Origin of the sequence: Bartonella sp. AA9NXGY, assembly GCF_042196845.1 — a bacterium.
Taxonomy (GTDB): Bacteria; Pseudomonadota; Alphaproteobacteria; order Rhizobiales; family Rhizobiaceae; genus Bartonella.
The window spans coordinates 21,541-37,054 of record NZ_JBHIRB010000002.1 but is presented as its reverse complement, the minus strand read 5'-3'; the positions used below and the strand labels follow the sequence as shown (position 1 = coordinate 37,054).

11 protein-coding genes are annotated in these 15,514 nt (G+C 38.1%); 9 read left to right on the top strand and 2 right to left on the bottom strand.

The window, feature by feature from the left end; translation table 11 throughout:
- Positions 1-175 precede the first annotated feature (175 nt).
- The 8 genes from ACFIM6_RS01340 to lpdA all read left to right on the top strand — a co-directional run bounded on the left by ACFIM6_RS01340 (position 176) and on the right by lpdA (position 11,304).
- Positions 176-721 carry an AprI/Inh family metalloprotease inhibitor gene (locus tag ACFIM6_RS01340; protein WP_375611330.1) on the top strand — a complete coding sequence of 182 codons (546 nt, stop codon included), beginning with the start codon at positions 176-178 and terminating at the stop codon, positions 719-721.
- A 98-nt stretch (positions 722-819) separates the two neighbouring features.
- The gene (gene zapE, locus ACFIM6_RS01335) at positions 820-2,019 is read left to right on the top strand and encodes a cell division protein ZapE (RefSeq protein WP_375611329.1); all 1,200 of its coding nucleotides are present in this window, start codon (positions 820-822) and stop codon (positions 2,017-2,019) included.
- A 288-nt stretch (positions 2,020-2,307) separates the two neighbouring features.
- The gene (mdh, locus tag ACFIM6_RS01330; RefSeq protein ID WP_375611328.1) at positions 2,308-3,270 is read left to right on the top strand and encodes a malate dehydrogenase; all 963 of its coding nucleotides are present in this window, start codon (positions 2,308-2,310) and stop codon (positions 3,268-3,270) included.
- 86 nt (positions 3,271-3,356) lie between these two features.
- Positions 3,357-4,553, top strand: coding sequence for an ADP-forming succinate--CoA ligase subunit beta (gene sucC, locus ACFIM6_RS01325; RefSeq protein ID WP_375611327.1), 1,197 nt, complete (start codon positions 3,357-3,359; stop codon positions 4,551-4,553).
- Positions 4,554-4,556: 3 nt separating this feature from the next.
- Complete coding sequence (sucD, locus tag ACFIM6_RS01320; protein ID WP_375611326.1) at positions 4,557-5,459, top strand: succinate--CoA ligase subunit alpha; 903 nt, start codon at positions 4,557-4,559, stop codon at positions 5,457-5,459.
- Between the two features lie 163 nt (positions 5,460-5,622).
- Positions 5,623-8,622 carry a 2-oxoglutarate dehydrogenase E1 component gene (locus ACFIM6_RS01315; RefSeq protein WP_375611325.1) on the top strand — a complete coding sequence of 1,000 codons (3,000 nt, stop codon included), beginning with the start codon at positions 5,623-5,625 and terminating at the stop codon, positions 8,620-8,622.
- 32 nt (positions 8,623-8,654) lie between these two features.
- The gene (gene odhB, locus ACFIM6_RS01310; RefSeq protein ID WP_375611324.1) at positions 8,655-9,866 is read left to right on the top strand and encodes a 2-oxoglutarate dehydrogenase complex dihydrolipoyllysine-residue succinyltransferase; all 1,212 of its coding nucleotides are present in this window, start codon (positions 8,655-8,657) and stop codon (positions 9,864-9,866) included.
- A 31-nt stretch (positions 9,867-9,897) separates the two neighbouring features.
- Positions 9,898-11,304, top strand: coding sequence for a dihydrolipoyl dehydrogenase (lpdA, locus tag ACFIM6_RS01305; protein ID WP_375611323.1), 1,407 nt, complete (start codon positions 9,898-9,900; stop codon positions 11,302-11,304).
- A 1,140-nt stretch (positions 11,305-12,444) separates the two neighbouring features.
- On the opposite strand, the gene ACFIM6_RS01300 is transcribed toward lpdA, so the two are convergent.
- Together ACFIM6_RS01300 and ACFIM6_RS01295 are read right to left on the bottom strand one after the other, a co-directional pair.
- Positions 12,445-13,683 carry a saccharopine dehydrogenase NADP-binding domain-containing protein gene (locus tag ACFIM6_RS01300; RefSeq protein ID WP_375611322.1) on the bottom strand — a complete coding sequence of 413 codons (1,239 nt, stop codon included), beginning with the start codon at positions 13,681-13,683 and terminating at the stop codon, positions 12,445-12,447.
- Positions 13,684-13,738: 55 nt separating this feature from the next.
- A complete protein-coding gene (locus tag ACFIM6_RS01295) occupies positions 13,739-14,836 on the bottom strand; it encodes a carboxynorspermidine decarboxylase (RefSeq protein WP_375611464.1) in 1,098 nt (365 codons plus the stop codon).
- A gap of 167 nt (positions 14,837-15,003) precedes the next feature.
- Between ACFIM6_RS01295 and ACFIM6_RS01290 the strand changes: the two genes are divergently transcribed.
- Complete coding sequence (locus tag ACFIM6_RS01290; RefSeq protein ID WP_375611321.1) at positions 15,004-15,501, top strand: BA14K family protein; 498 nt, start codon at positions 15,004-15,006, stop codon at positions 15,499-15,501.
- Positions 15,502-15,514 lie beyond the last annotated feature (13 nt).

Here is a 15,514-nt window from a genome sequence, read left to right as displayed (position 1 = left end):
ATATTATAAATTTCTAGTGTTTAATAAATATAAAATTGGGTACATAAATTATTTCTTTTAAAATAAGTGATTTTAACCTGTTTTTTTTAATTTGTTAATTTATCTTTGTAACTATAACAAATATTCGCTTAATTTTTTTGTGAACTTATTTATTGTCGTGGGAGAGAGTACAGACATGGCGTTTTCAAAAGTTTCGTTTTTCGTTGCACTATCAACTGTAATGTTTTTAGGGGGATGTTCAACAACACGGTTTGATGGTAATGACGATGGTAACGCATTAGAAGTTTTTTATCCATCTCAACAAATGACAATATTAGAAGCGTCTGATCTGTCGTCTACTTCTTCGTCGATATCTGAAGATGCAAATGCTACGATGTATGAAAAAGGAGATTCTCAGAGCGATGGACGAATGGCTAGTCTCGAATTGCCAAGTAATGCCACTGATTTATTTCCTGCAAGTGTTGCTGGGGTATGGAATCTTTCTATGGGAGGAAAAGTTTGCCGGATTGCAACTCCACAAACAAAGTTTGGACAAGGGTACCGTGCTGGTCCTTTACACTGTCCAGGAATTGCTTCCCAAGTGAGATCGTGGGCTGTTAAAGGAAAAAGATTATATTTTTATAATAACTCTGGACGTGTTATCCTCGTTCTTTATTCTTCAAATGTTGATCGTTTTGAGGGACGTACACTTGATGATCATCCCGTTATTTTAAGTCGTTAAATCATTTTTGATCGTTTATGATAAACTAAACTAGACGGACAGATTCTTGAAAAGTATTTGTATTTTTCATTGAGATCAGTTTGAAAAAGGCTTTTTGGATGATTCTCGTTTCAACACGTTATAAGGAGCTTGTCGCTAAAGGAGAGGTTTGTTTTGATCCCGCTCAATTAGCTATAACAGAATATTTTGATCATTTATTAAAAAAAATTGCGGAACAAAATATCTCTCATTCTTTGCCTTGGATATTTTGCTCTTTCTTTAACAGAATATTTAAAAGGAAAAAACAAAATATTTCTTGCGTTGTAAAACAAGGAGATGAAACAGGTTTTTTTCAGGGACTGTATATTTATGGTGAAGTAGGACGGGGCAAAACCATGCTGATGGATTTGTTCTTTTCTTGTTTGCCTAAAGGTCATAAAAAGCGTGCCCATTTTAATGATTTTATGGCTGATGTGCATGAGCGTATTAATTCTTATCGTCAAGCATCTGGGTGTACAAAATTTAAACAAGATAATCCTATTTTAGCTGTTGCTGAAGATCTTGTACGAGAAGCAAAAGTACTTTGTTTTGATGAGTTTAGTGTAACGGATATTGCTGATGCTATGGTATTGGGGCGGCTTATTTCTGCTCTGTTTGATAAAGGAATTTTCTTTATTGCGACTTCAAATGTGGCGCCGGATAACCTTTATTGTAACGGTTTGAATCGTGAGCTCTTTTTGCCTTTTATTCAAGTTTTGAAAGCATATGTTCGTGTTGTTAATCTTGATGCAAAAACAGATTATCGCCTTGAAAAATCAAATCTACAACAGATGTATGTATCGCCGTTGGGGGTCCAAGCAAATGAATATATGGATCAAGCATGGGCACTTGTATTGCAAGGACATAAGGAGATGTCTGATGAGCTTTCTATAAAAGGGCGCTTTATTCCTATTCCGCGCTTTGGTGCAGGATGTGCTCGTTTTGATTATGGGGATTTATGTGCAAAGCCTTTGGCCGCGGCTGAATATTTGTTATTAGGAGAGCATTATCATACGATTTTTATTGATAATGTACCGGTCATGGATGATACATGTCGCAATGAAACAAAACGGTTTATTTTGCTTATTGATATTCTTTATGAGCGGCATATACGGTTGTTTATGTCGGCAGCCGCAGGGGTAGGGGATTTGTATAAAGGGCATGCGCAGATTACGGAAACATTTGAATTTCAAAGAACACAATCACGTCTTTTCGAAATGCAAAGCTACGATTATTTAAAACTTTGGGAAGAACATTTTCTTTTGAAGAAGAAGCATTGATTATACTTTTACCTTTACGTAAACTGTAAAAACAATAACTTTTTGAAATTAAAGAAATATAATAATTCTGTTGTATTTTTTTTAAATTCACTTTATCGATACATCGTGATAATTTTCTAATAGTTGTTTCAGCGGAGGGTTGTTGTTTCTGTAAGGAGATAAATTTGTAAATTTCATTTCTTTACTCCTTTTTATGATATTGTTTGAATATGGTTGAAGTCAAAAATATTCAGTATACGGACGCTGATGGGTGTGCGCTGAATTATCTAAAAGTTAGGAAAAAATAAAATGGCACGGAAAAAAATAGCTCTCATTGGTTCAGGTATGATTGGTGGTACTTTAGCACATATTATTGGGCTTAAAGAGCTTGCTGATGTGGTCTTATTTGATATTACAGAAGGTGTGCCACAAGGTAAGGCTCTAGATATAGCCGAATCTTCTCCCGTTGATGGTTTTGATATCAGTCTAAAAGGTGCTAATGCTTATGAAGCAATTGAAGGTGCTGATGTTGTTATTGTAACAGCAGGCGTTGCGCGAAAACCTGGTATGAGCCGTGATGAACTTTTGGGCATTAATTTAAAGGTTATGGAACAAGTTGGAGCTGGAATTAAAAAATACGCTTCTTCAGCGTTTGTTATTTGTATTACCAATCCCCTTGATGCGATGGTGTGGGCATTGCAGAAATTTTCAGGTCTCCCTACACATAAAGTGGTTGGGATGGCTGGTGTTCTTGATTCAGCGCGTTTTCGTCATTTCTTATCTGAAGAATTTAAGGTCTCTATTAAAGATGTGACAGCGTTTGTTTTAGGGGGCCACGGTGATACAATGGTTCCTCTCGTGCGTTATTCAACGGTTGGTGGTATTTCTTTGCCTGATCTTGTAAAGATGGGCTGGACAACACAGGAAAGAATTGATCAAATTATCCAGCGTACCCGTGATGGCGGTGCAGAAATTGTTGGTTTGTTAAAAACAGGTTCTGCTTATTATGCACCAGCAGCTTCTGCTGTTTCTATGGCTGAGGCTTATCTAAAGGACACTAAGCGTGTTGTGCCTGTTGCAGCTTATCTTTCAGGAGAATATGGGGTTAATGATACCTACGTTGGTGTTCCTGTTGTACTTGGTGCAGGTGGTGTTGAACGAGTCATTGAAATTGATCTTGATAAGGAAGAAAGAGGTGCTTTTGATCATTCAGTAAATGCGGTTAAAAAGCTTTGTGAAGCTTGTATTGCTCTTGTACCTAGTCTCAAGTAAATTGAACAAGGTTTAATTCATTAAAATAAGTATAGAATATTAAAACTTTAGGATTAATAAGATCCATAAAAGAAAAGGACAAATGCATGAATATCCATGAGTATCAGGCCAAACGTCTGCTTCATGAATATGGAGCACCAATTGCAAATGGTGTCGCTGTTTATTCTGTAGAGCAAGCTGAAAAATGGGCGGAAAAATTGCCCGGACCTCTCTATGTGGTTAAAAGTCAGATACACGCTGGTGGTCGTGGTAAGGGTAAGTTTAAAGAACTTGGTCCTGATGCAAAGGGTGGTGTTCGGCTTGCACAATCTGTTGAAGAAGTTGTCGCAAATGTTCAAGAAATGCTTGGAAAAACTTTGGTAACTAAACAAACTGGTCCAGAAGGTAAGCAGGTCAACCGCCTTTACATTGAGGATGGTGCCGATATTGAACGAGAGCTTTATCTTTCACTTTTGGTTGATCGTAGCGTTGGTCGAATTGCTTTTGTTGTTTCAACAGAAGGGGGAATGGATATTGAAACGGTTGCTGAAGAGACACCAGAAAAAATATTCACGCTTCCCATTGATGCTGGAGAGGGTGTTACTTCTGCTGATTGTGCAAGACTTTGTGATGCGTTGAAACTACAAAGTAGTGCGCGAGAAGATGGTGAAAAACTTTTTCCGATTCTCTATAAGGCATTTTGTGAAAAAGATATGAGCCTTTTAGAAATCAATCCGCTTATTGTGATGAAAGATGGTCATTTGCGTGTTCTTGATGCGAAAGTTTCTTTTGATAATAATGCTCTGTTTCGTCATCCAGATATTTTAGAATTGCGCGATCTTTCAGAGGAAGATCCAAAGGAAATAGAAGCATCAAAGCATGATCTTGCTTATGTTGCTCTTGAGGGTACGATTGGTTGCATGGTTAATGGTGCTGGGCTTGCTATGGCAACAATGGATATCATTAAGCTTTATGGAGCAGAGCCAGCGAATTTTTTGGATGTTGGTGGTGGAGCATCAAAAGAAAAGGTGACAGCTGCTTTTAAGATTATTACGGCCGATCCAAATGTTAAGGGCATTTTGGTTAACATTTTTGGTGGTATTATGCGTTGTGATGTCATTGCTGAAGGTGTGGTTGCTGCTGTTCGTGAGGTTGGTTTAAAAGTTCCCTTGGTTGTTCGTCTTGAAGGCACTAATGTTGAGCAGGGTAAAGCAATTATTAATGAGAGTGGTTTGAATGTTATTCCTGCTGATGATTTAGATGATGCTGCCCAAAAAATTGTTGCAGCCGTGAAGGGAGCTTAAGCTATGTCGATTCTTGTGAATAAAGAGACAAAAGTTCTAGTTCAAGGGCTTACAGGAAAAACAGGAACATTTCATACAGAACAGGCGCTTGCTTATCATGGTACGCAAATGGTTGGTGGCGTTAATCCTAAAAAGGGTGGAGAAACATGGGAAGGTTCAAAAGGTGAAACTCTTCCTATCTTTGCTAATGTTGCAGAAGCAAAAGAAAAAACAGGCGCGGATGCTTCCGTTATTTATGTTCCTCCTGTAGGGGCTGCGGCAGCTATTATAGAGGCTATTGAAGCTGAAATTCGTTTAATTATCTGTATTACGGAAGGTATTCCCGTTATGGATATGGTTAAAGTGAAGGCGCGATTAGAAAACTCAAAGTCTCGTCTTATTGGTCCTAATTGTCCCGGTATTCTTACACCAAATGAATGTAAAATTGGTATTATGCCTGGTTCTATTTTTAGAAAAGGTTCTGTTGGGGTTGTCTCGAGGTCGGGAACTTTAACTTATGAAGCCGTTTTTCAAACGAGTCAGGAAGGTCTCGGACAAACGACTGCTATAGGGATTGGTGGCGATCCTGTTAAGGGCACTGAATTTATTGATGTGTTGGAAATGTTTTTAGCGGATGATGAAACCGAGTCTATTGTTATGATTGGTGAGATTGGTGGTTCTGCTGAAGAAGAAGCAGCACAGTTTTTGCAAGATGAAGCAAGAAAAGGTCGTAAAAAGCCAGTTGTTGGCTTTATTGCTGGCCGTACGGCTCCTCCAGGACGTACAATGGGACATGCTGGTGCTGTTATTTCTGGTGGTAAAGGTGGAGCAGAAGATAAAATTGCGGCAATGGAATCAGCAGGGATTCGTGTGTCTTCTTCGCCATCACAGATAGGTAAGACTTTGATGTCAGTTTTGAAAGGCTAAAAGAAAGTTTCACCTGAATAAGAAAAGGTTCTTAGATTCAGGTGAAAAAGCTTGAGTATAAAAAGGTAAAACTTTTTTGAATGTTCGAATCACTGCTTGTTTGTAAGCATTTAAAGGTCAAAAAGAGATATAAGGAGACGGAATAAATGTTCCGGAGAAGTATATGGCAAGGCAGGACGAAATAAATAGCCTTTTTGCACAGACATCATTTCTTTATGGTGGGAATGCGGATTATATAGATCAACTTTATGCTCAATATGAAAAAGATCCTACCAGTGTTGATTCACAGTGGCGTGCTTTTTTTGAAGGACTTCATGATAATAAAGAAGATGTTCTTAAAAATGCTGAAGGAGCAACATGGCAGCGTGATCATTGGCCATTAAAAGCAGAGGGTGAATTGGTTTCTGCTCTTGATGGTGATTGGTCTTCTCTTGAAAAATATCTTGGCGATAAATTAAAGGAAAAAGCAATAACAGGTGCTGCACAAAAGGGAAAAACTTCCAGTAAACAAGATATTATTCGTGCAACACGTGATTCCGTTCATGCAATTATGATGATTCGTGCGTTTCGAGAACGGGGACATCTTCATGCGCAGCTTGACCCTCTTCAATTGGCCGAAAAACAAGAAGATTATAAGGAACTTTCTCCAGAAGCTTATGGTTTTACTCCAGCTGATTACGAGCGTCCCATTTTTATTGATAATGTTTTAGGGTTGGAATATGCAACTATTCCGCAAATGCTTGAGATTCTCAATCGTACCTATTGTTCAACAATCGGTGTGGAATATATGCATGTTTCTGATCCGGTTCAGAAAGTATGGCTTCAAGAACGCATTGAAGGGCGAGATAAAAAAAATTCTTTCACACAACAAGACAAGAAAGCTATTCTGAATAAGCTTATTCAGGCAGAGGGATTCGAACAGTTTTTAGACACTAAATATAAAGGTACAAAGCGTTTTGGACTCGATGGTGGTGAGGCGCTGATTCCCGCTCTTGAACAGATTATCAAATGTGGTAGTGCTTTGGGGGTTAGGGAAGTTATTTTAGGAATGGCACATCGTGGTCGTTTAAATGTTCTTTCACAAGTTCTTGCCAAACCGCATAGGGCTATTTTTCATGAATTCAAAGGGGGATCTTACAAGCCTGATGATGTGGAGGGATCCGGTGATGTTAAATATCATTTGGGAACTACCGCTGATCTGGACTTTGATGGTAAAAAAGTTCATTTATCACTGTTGGCCAATCCATCTCATCTTGAGATTGTTGATCCGGTTGTTATGGGAAAAGCACGTGCTAAACAAGATCAACTTATGGGACCTGCGCATACTGATTTACTCCCATTAAGTGAGCGTTCAAAAGTGATGCCATTGCTTATTCATGGTGATGCCGCTTTTGCAGGACAAGGCGTTATCCAAGAAACTTTTGGTCTTTCAGGTCTTAAAGGTTATCGTGTTGCAGGCTCACTTCATGTTATTATCAATAACCAGATTGGTTTTACAACATCTCCACGTTTTTCACGTTCTTCGCCTTATCCATCAGATGTCGCAAAAATGATTGACGCACCAATTTTCCATGTGAATGGTGATGATCCTGAGGCGGTTGTTTTTGTTGCCAAAATAGCAACAGAGTTTCGCCAAATTTTCCATAAACCAGTGGTTATTGATATGTTTTGTTATCGCCGTTATGGGCATAATGAAGGTGATGAACCTTCCTTTACGCAGCCGCTTATGTATAAAGCAATACGTAATCATAAAACAACACTTCAACTTTATAGTGACCAATTAGTAGCAGAAGGAATGGTTACTTCAGAAGAAATTGAGCAACAAAAAAAATTATGGCGCGATAAGCTTGAAGGTGAACTTGAAGCAAGTGCTTCTTATAAACCTAATAAGGCTGATTGGCTTGATGGAAGCTGGACGGGACTCAAAGCTTTTAGTAGTTCTGATGAGCAGCATTCTAGAACAACTGGTGTTGAATTAAAAACTTTAAAGGAAATTGGTCAGAAAATTGTTGAAATTCCGGCAGATTTTCACGTTCACAAAACCATTCAACGTTTTTTAAATAATCGTGCTAAAATTTTTGAAACCGGTGAGGGTGTTGACTGGGCAACTGCTGAAGCTTTAGCTTTTGGTTCACTTTGTTTGGAAGGAGCACCGGTTCGTCTTTCCGGTGAAGATGTTGAACGGGGAACTTTTTCACAACGTCATTCAGTTCTTTATGACCAAGAAAATGAGGCGCGTTATATTCCTTTGAATCATTTACAAAAGGGGCAAGCGCTTTATGACGTTGTTAATTCTATGCTTTCTGAAGAAGCTGTTCTTGGTTTTGAATATGGATATTCTCTTGCTGAACCACGAGGATTAACACTTTGGGAAGCACAATTTGGTGATTTCTCTAATGGTGCACAGGTCATTTTTGATCAATTTATTTCATCTGCAGAGCGTAAGTGGCTTCGTATGTCTGGTCTTGTGTGTTTATTGCCTCATGGTTTTGAAGGGCAAGGGCCGGAGCATTCTTCTGCACGTTTAGAACGGTTTCTTCAACTTTGTGCGGAAGATAATATGCAGGTTGCTAATTGTACAACCCCTGCAAATTATTTTCATATTTTGCGTCGACAAATTAAGCGTGATTTCCGGAAGCCATTGATTTTGATGACACCGAAATCACTTTTACGTCATAAGCGAGCTGTTTCTCTTCTCAATGAAATGGGGCCAGAAACAAGTTTCTGTCGTGTGTTGCTTGATGATGCAGAATGTCTCAAAGATTCTGTCATTAAGTTGCAAAAAGATAATAAGATTCGCCGTGTCGTTCTTTGTACTGGTAAGGTTTATTACGATCTTTATGAAGAACGTGAAAAAAGGGGTATTGATGATGTTTACCTCCTTCGTGTTGAACAGCTTTATCCTTTCCCTGCAAAAGTTTTGGTGAATGTGTTATCGCGCTTTTTGCAGGCGGAAGTTTTTTGGTGCCAAGAGGAACCAAAAAACATGGGGGCTTGGTCATTTATTGAGCCTTATTTGGAATGGGTTTTGACGCATATTAATGCGCAATATTCACGTGCTCGTTATGCAGGACGTCCCGCGAGTGCGTCACCGGCCTCTGGGTTGATGGTGAAACACCTTGAACAACTGGCTGCGTTTCTTAAAGACGCGTTAGGTTCTTAATTTATTACTACTCTGATGTATGGAAAAATATTATGACTACTGAAATTCGTGTTCCTACTTTGGGCGAATCGGTTACCGAAGCAACGGTTGGCAAATGGTTTAAAAAACTTGGCGAAGCTGTCGCTATGGATGAGCCTTTGGTTGAATTAGAAACTGATAAGGTAACTGTTGAAGTTCCTTCTCCTGTTGCTGGGAAATTATCTGAAATCATTGCAAAAGAAGGCGATACGGTTGAAGTAAATGCTCTTTTAGGAGTGGTGAAAGCTGGAGAAGCTGGTATCTCCCAATCACTTTCACCTTCTGCTACACTTGTTCCAGCGGCTTCATCTGAATCGGAGAAGCCTGCTTTGAGCAGTGCAATGCCTCCTTCTCCTTCAGCAGCAAAATTGATGGCTGAAAATAATGTTGCAAAAAGCGATATTTCAGGTTCTGGAAAACGTGGACAAATTCTTAAAGAAGATGTTCTTGGTGGATTAAAACAAAGTACAAATGCCCCTACACCCTCTTCTTCTGCGGCGAGTTCTTCGGCACCTCCTGTCCAAGAAACACGTGAAGAGCGGGTTCGTATGACGAAATTGCGTCAAACAATTGCTCGCCGTCTTAAAGATGCACAAAATGTAGCAGCAATGTTAACCACATTTAATGAGGTTGATATGTCAGCGGTGATGGATTTGCGCAAGCGTTATAAGGATCTTTTTGAAAAGAAACATGGCGTTAAGCTTGGTTTTATGGGTTTTTTTACCAAGGCTGTTTGTCATGCATTAAAAGAACTTCCTGCTGTTAATGCAGAGATTGATGGGACAGATATTGTTTATAAAAACTATGTCAATGTTGGAATTGCTGTTGGAACGGATAAAGGGCTTGTTGTTCCAGTAGTGCGAGATGCAGATCAAATGTCATTGGCAGAGATTGAAAAAGAGATTGGTCGTTTGGGACGTCTTGCGCGTGATGGAAAATTAGCCGTTTCTGATATGCAGGGCGGAACTTTTACCATTACAAATGGTGGTGTGTATGGATCGTTGATGTCAACACCGATTTTGAATGCACCACAATCTGGTATTTTGGGAATGCATGCGATTAAAGAGCGAGCAATGGTTGTTGAGGGACAAGTTGTGATTCGTCCCATGATGTATTTAGCGCTTTCTTATGATCACCGTATTGTGGATGGGCAAGAAGCTGTGACTTTCCTTGTGCGTGTTAAGGAAAGCTTAGAAGATCCGGAACGCCTTGTTCTTGATTTGTAAAATACAGTTTTCAGGATGAAAGGAGAAACGGATGTCTTATGATGTGGCTGTGATCGGAGCGGGTCCAGGTGGTTATGTAGCAGCAATAAAGGCGGCACAACTGGGACTTAAAGTAGCGATTATTGAAAAGCGTACAACATTAGGAGGAACATGTCTCAACGTTGGTTGTATTCCTTCTAAAGCGTTGTTGCATGCTTCAGAAGTGTTTTCTGAAACCCAGCATGGTTTTGAAACGCTTGGTATTTCTATTGGTAAATCTAAGCTTAACCTTGAACAAATGATGGTTCATAAGAAAGCTGTGGTAACAGCCAATACGAGTGGTGTTTCTTTTTTGATGAAAAAAAATAAAGTTGATACTTTTTTTGGGACAGCCAAAATTTTGAGTGCGGGTCATGTGGAAGTTGTTGCCAGAGATGGTAATAAACAAACAATTGAAACAAAAAATATTATTATTGCTACCGGTTCAGAGAGTTCAGGCATTCCAGGGGTGAATGTTGAAATTGATGAAAAGACTATTGTTTCTTCTACGGGAGCTCTCTCACTTGAAAAAGTACCAACGCATATGATTGTAGTAGGTGCTGGTGTCATTGGTTCAGAACTTGGATCAGTTTGGAGCCGTTTAGGTGCTAAGGTGACCATTATTGAGTATCTTAATAAAGTTTTGGGCTCAATGGATGGTGAAGTTTCACGGCAATTTCAGAAATTAATGGAAAAACAGGGGATTGAATATAAAACGGGTGCTAAGGTGACAGCTGTTACACAATCTGGCTCAACTGCTCAGGTGAGCTTTGAATCTGTCAAAGGTGGTGAATCTGAAACTTTAGAGGCTGATGTTGTGCTTATTGCTACTGGACGTTCTCCCTATACAGAGGGGCTTGGCTTACAAGAGGCTGGTGTTCAGTTAGATGAACGCGGATTTATTGCAATTGATGCTCATTGGCAGACGAATGTTCCAGGAATTTATGCAATTGGTGATGTCGTAAAAGGACCAATGTTAGCACATAAAGCAGAGGAAGAAGGCGTTGCTGTGGCAGAAATTTTGGCAGGTCAAAAAGGACATGTTAATTTTGATGTTATTCCTAGTGTTGTTTATACACAGCCGGAAATTGCGAGTGTAGGAAGGACAGAAGAAGAGCTAAAAACTGCTGGCATTGAATATAATGTTGGCAAATTTCCTTTTATGGCTAATGGTCGTGCACGTGCAATGCAAAAGAGTGATGGGTTCGTTAAAATCCTTTCTGATAAAAAAACAGATCGGGTATTAGGGGGGCATATTCTTGGATTTGGTGCTGGTGAAATGATCCATGAAATTGCAGTTTTAATGGAATTTGGTGGTTCATCAGAAGATCTGGGACGTTGTTGCCATGCACATCCTACCTTATCAGAAGCCGTGCGTGAGGCAGCTTTGGCAACATTTGCTAAACCACTTCATATTTAAAAAGCTTTTAAAAAGTACATTTTAAAAGGCACATGAGGCAGAAAATATTAGTGAAGCATACAACAACATTTTAAAACTTTAAAAAAAATATAACCAATTGTATTGAAATGTTCCATTTGTTGTATGCTTTTCGATAATTACTGTTTTAGATATCTGTTGTGCAGTTTTGATTGATTATTCTGTTGTGCACTATCGTTTAGAGCGGTGGTGTTTCGTCTATGTAAAGTTTTATATATGGGGTAGTTTTTATACAGTTATAAAATATTTAAGATAGGATTCTGAACCTATCTGCGTGCTTTGTGTTAAGAAAACATCTTTCAAAATGCTCAAATCTACTTCGCGAGGGTGTTCGTGAATGGTATAGCTGTAAAAGTTTCTCTTGAAATATATGAAATTCATTCAAACTGTTATAAGATCTATTGTGCACCATCATCTTTATGTTTAGTAAAAATACACGCTGACATTGATAATACACTTTTTCAGTTCTCAATATTGCTAAAGCTCTTTATTATTTGAGAGTTTTCATAAGAGAATTTTTATTCTGTTCTTTTATCATTTTACCTCACACGCTCGCTTTGTTTGTGATGTGCAGACAAAAGATTTTAATTGCTTCAATGTAAGAGAGTTTGTGATTAAGAGAATTTTACAGTATTCAGCGTTATGAATCAAGTTGAAAATGATGATTTATTGTTATAAATCAAAACGTTATATATGAAGAGGGAAGTCAAAAGGAATTCACCCAAAGAAATTGAATTGTTTAATGATTGGTGTAGGTTAAGGATCTTTGTCATTTAAGATGAAGAGGGGAGGAATTGAATATTCTACAAAATACCGCTCTTCTTTAAAAGAGCGGTATTTTTATATCTTTTGTTTATGACACTATCTTTTTGATGATAATGACAAGTTATACAGTGTGATTAAATTAGTTTTTTCTTCTCTGTTTTTCTTGATCATTGCTCGCTATGTCTTAAAAAGATGCTATGTCTCTTCTTTAGGATTGCTAAGAAATCGCAATGTTGCCAAAATATAACGAATAGCTAAAATTTTTTTGAAAACCATAATTACACGAGAATATTAAGTTTGTTTTCATTGGGCAGTTTTGTGATAACTTAAAAATCAAGTATATGCTTTCTACAGGTATTAAAATTGTAATTTTTTATCCTCTTGTTGTTCTCTTATAAAAGTGGGAAGGCCCATATGATCAAGATATTTAAGGAAAGGGTGGGGTGGTAATTCTTCTACATTGACCATAGTTTTAACATCCCATTCGCCTGTGGCAATAAGAAGAGCTGTTGCGGCTGCTGGTACGCCAGCTGTATAGGAAATGCCTTGTGCCCCAGTTTCATGAAAAGCTTGTTTGTGATCGGCTATATTATAGATAAAAATTTCTCTCGAGTTTCCATCTTTTTCGCCTTTAATAAGATCTCCGATACAGGTTTTTCCTGTGTAGTCTGGGGCGAGAGAGGAAGGGTCGGGTAAGACGGCCTTCACGACTTTCAAGGGCACAACTTCTTGACCTTCTGCCGTTTTAATTGGTTGTTCCGATAAGAGTCCGAGGTTTTTTAGAACCGTAAAAACAGTGATATAACGATCACTAAATCCCATCCAGAAACGGACATTCTCTACATCAAGATTTTTGGAAAGTGAATGAATTTCATCATGTCCTGTCATATAGGCTTTTTGTTTTCCCACAACGGGAAGATCCCATTCATGGCTGATTTCAAACATTTTATTGGAAGTCCATTTTTTATTTTGCCATGACCATACTTGTCCTGTAAATTCACGGAAGTTAATTTCTGGATCAAAATTTGTAGCAAACCAACGTCCATGATTTCCGGCATTAATATCAATAATATCAATATCTGTGATTTTATCAAAATAATCATCGCGCGCTAATGCTGCATAAGCATTCACTACACCTGGGTCAAAACCTGCTCCTAAAATAGCGGTTATACCAGCTTTTTCACATTCTTGACGTCGAGGCCATTCATAATTGCTATACCAAGGAGGTGTTTCACAAATTTTCAATGGGTCTTCATGAATTGCGGTATCGATATAAGCGCATTTGGTTTCAATACAAGCTGAAAGAACAGACATATTAAGAAAGGCAGAACCAACATTAATGACAATTTCGCATTTGGTCTTTTGGATGAGCTTTATAGTTTCTTCTACATTCATGGCATTGAGCGAATGGCTTTTGAGAACACCTTGCTCTTTCATTGTGTTTTTTTCTTTAATAGAAGCAATGATGGCCTCACATTTTTTGAGTGTTCGTGACGCAATATGAATTTCACCAAGAATATCATTGTTTTGAGCACATTTGTGTGCAACAACTTGTGCAACACCTCCAGCACCAATAATGAGAACATTTTTTTTCATTGTAGGTCCATCTCCCTTTTTAATACTGTTGTATGACGTTTTTTATGGTTTATCTTTATGAAAGGCTTTCCTGATAGTCGCTATAGCTGAATTGGCGTTGAAGTGTTAATGTACCATCGCACTCTTTGAGAACAATAGCAGGCATTGTAACGCCATTAAACCAGTTTTTCTTGACCATTGTATAACCTGCTGCATCCTGAAAAGACAGTCTATCGCCTATTTTAAGAGGTTTTTGAAATTGAAATGTTCCAAAAATATCGCCGGCAAGACAAGATTTTCCACAAATCATAATTTCGTGTGGACCTTGATTGGGTTCTAATTTGGCATTCTCACGATAAATTAAAAGATCAAGCATATGTGCTTCAATTGAGCTATCAACGATGGCTAGATTCTTTTCATTATACAATGTGTCAAGAACACTGACTTCTAATGTGGTGCTTTTGGTAATAGCAGCTTCTCCTGGTTCTAGAAAAAGAGTGACACCATGAGTTTTAGAAAATTGTTTTAAGCGTTTTGCGAAAGCTTCTAGAGGATAATTTTCAGCCGTAAAATGGATTCCGCCGCCAAGGCTTATCCAGTCAACAGCAGAAAAAAGTTCTGCAAATTTTTCTTCCATATACCCAAGCATTTGGTTAAAAAGATTAAAATCAGCATTTTCACAATTGTTATGGATCATCAATCCGTTGATAAGAGGCAGAACTTCTTTGATAGCGCTTTGGTTTGTTTCTCCTAAGCGGCTAAAAGGGCGAGAGGGGTTGGCAAGATCAAAATTTGATGCGCTCATTCCTGGGTTTAACCTTAAACCTCTTTGAATGGTTTTTGTTGCATCAGAAAAGCGTTGAAGCTGTTGGATGGAATTAAAGATGATTTTATCTGCATAACCACAGGCTTCATCAATTTCATCATCTGCCCAAGCCACTGAATAAGCATGGGTTTCTTTGCCAAATTTTTCTCTTCCTAAACGCAGTTCATAAAGGGATGATGATGTGGTTCCATCCATGAACTCAGACATTAAATCAAAAACACTCCATGTGGCAAAACATTTCAAAGCAAGTAAAATTTTAGCTCCGGACATTTCCCGTAAACGAGAAATTGTTTGCATGTTTTTGATGAGTTTCGATTTGTCTATAAGATAGTAGGGGGTTTTTATCATCATTTATTCATTCTTTTTTGTAGGATCTTATTACCAAGATCAACGTTTAGTACAAAGAGTAACAGAATGTCTCAAGAAAAAAGAATCTTAAGAAAAGAATCTGTTTCTGTCCAGCAAGAGAAAGGCTTTCTGTGATTACTGTTGTTTATTATGTTGAGTTTTTTGTTATGAGTATGAAAAAAAAATTATATTATGCTTTAGTTTTTGTATTTGTTAGCAGTTTTTTCATTATAACAACCACTCTTGTTAATTGGGGGCAAAATAGGAGTGATGCTAAAGCCAAACTGGTTACTCAGACCTCTCTCCAAGATAGTTCGGTGCCTTTGATTTTTACGGGGCGTAGAGAACTTAATGGTTTTAAAGGTTATCGTCATTATCGGCGTGGTTATCGTAAATACAGTGATAATTGGTGGTATCCTGAAGTGGCATTTATTACATCACCGCACTTAAGCACAAAAGGCGCATCATTAAAAGTTGTACCAGATGCTAAAAAAGTGTTTTTAACGTCTTCTTCGGAAAAATTAGAAAAAAAAGAGCCATGGATGCTTAAACAACATATTGAATCTTGCCTTGCGCGTTATCGCTCTTATAATAAAAATGATAATAGTTTTCAGCCTTTTCATGGGGGGCGTAGGCAGTGTTTATCACGCTTTTTTAAAGGGTAGAAATTAAATAAAA

Bases quoted from the DNA above. Each gene is read 5' to 3' on its own strand.
- ACFIM6_RS01295 (WP_375611464.1), bottom strand. From the start codon at position 14,836: ATGATAAAAACCCCCTACTATCTTATAGACAAATCGAAACTCATCAAA.
- ACFIM6_RS01315 (WP_375611325.1), top strand. From the start codon at position 5,623: ATGGCAAGGCAGGACGAAATAAATAGCCTTTTTGCACAGACATCATTT.
- odhB (WP_375611324.1), top strand. From the start codon at position 8,655: ATGACTACTGAAATTCGTGTTCCTACTTTGGGCGAATCGGTTACCGAA.
- ACFIM6_RS01290 (WP_375611321.1), top strand. From the start codon at position 15,004: ATGAGTATGAAAAAAAAATTATATTATGCTTTAGTTTTTGTATTTGTT.
- ACFIM6_RS01300 (WP_375611322.1), bottom strand. From the start codon at position 13,683: ATGAAAAAAAATGTTCTCATTATTGGTGCTGGAGGTGTTGCACAAGTT.
- mdh (WP_375611328.1), top strand. From the start codon at position 2,308: ATGGCACGGAAAAAAATAGCTCTCATTGGTTCAGGTATGATTGGTGGT.
- sucC (WP_375611327.1), top strand. From the start codon at position 3,357: ATGAATATCCATGAGTATCAGGCCAAACGTCTGCTTCATGAATATGGA.
- zapE (WP_375611329.1), top strand. From the start codon at position 820: ATGATTCTCGTTTCAACACGTTATAAGGAGCTTGTCGCTAAAGGAGAG.
- lpdA (WP_375611323.1), top strand. From the start codon at position 9,898: ATGTCTTATGATGTGGCTGTGATCGGAGCGGGTCCAGGTGGTTATGTA.
- ACFIM6_RS01340 (WP_375611330.1), top strand. From the start codon at position 176: ATGGCGTTTTCAAAAGTTTCGTTTTTCGTTGCACTATCAACTGTAATG.
- sucD (WP_375611326.1), top strand. From the start codon at position 4,557: ATGTCGATTCTTGTGAATAAAGAGACAAAAGTTCTAGTTCAAGGGCTT.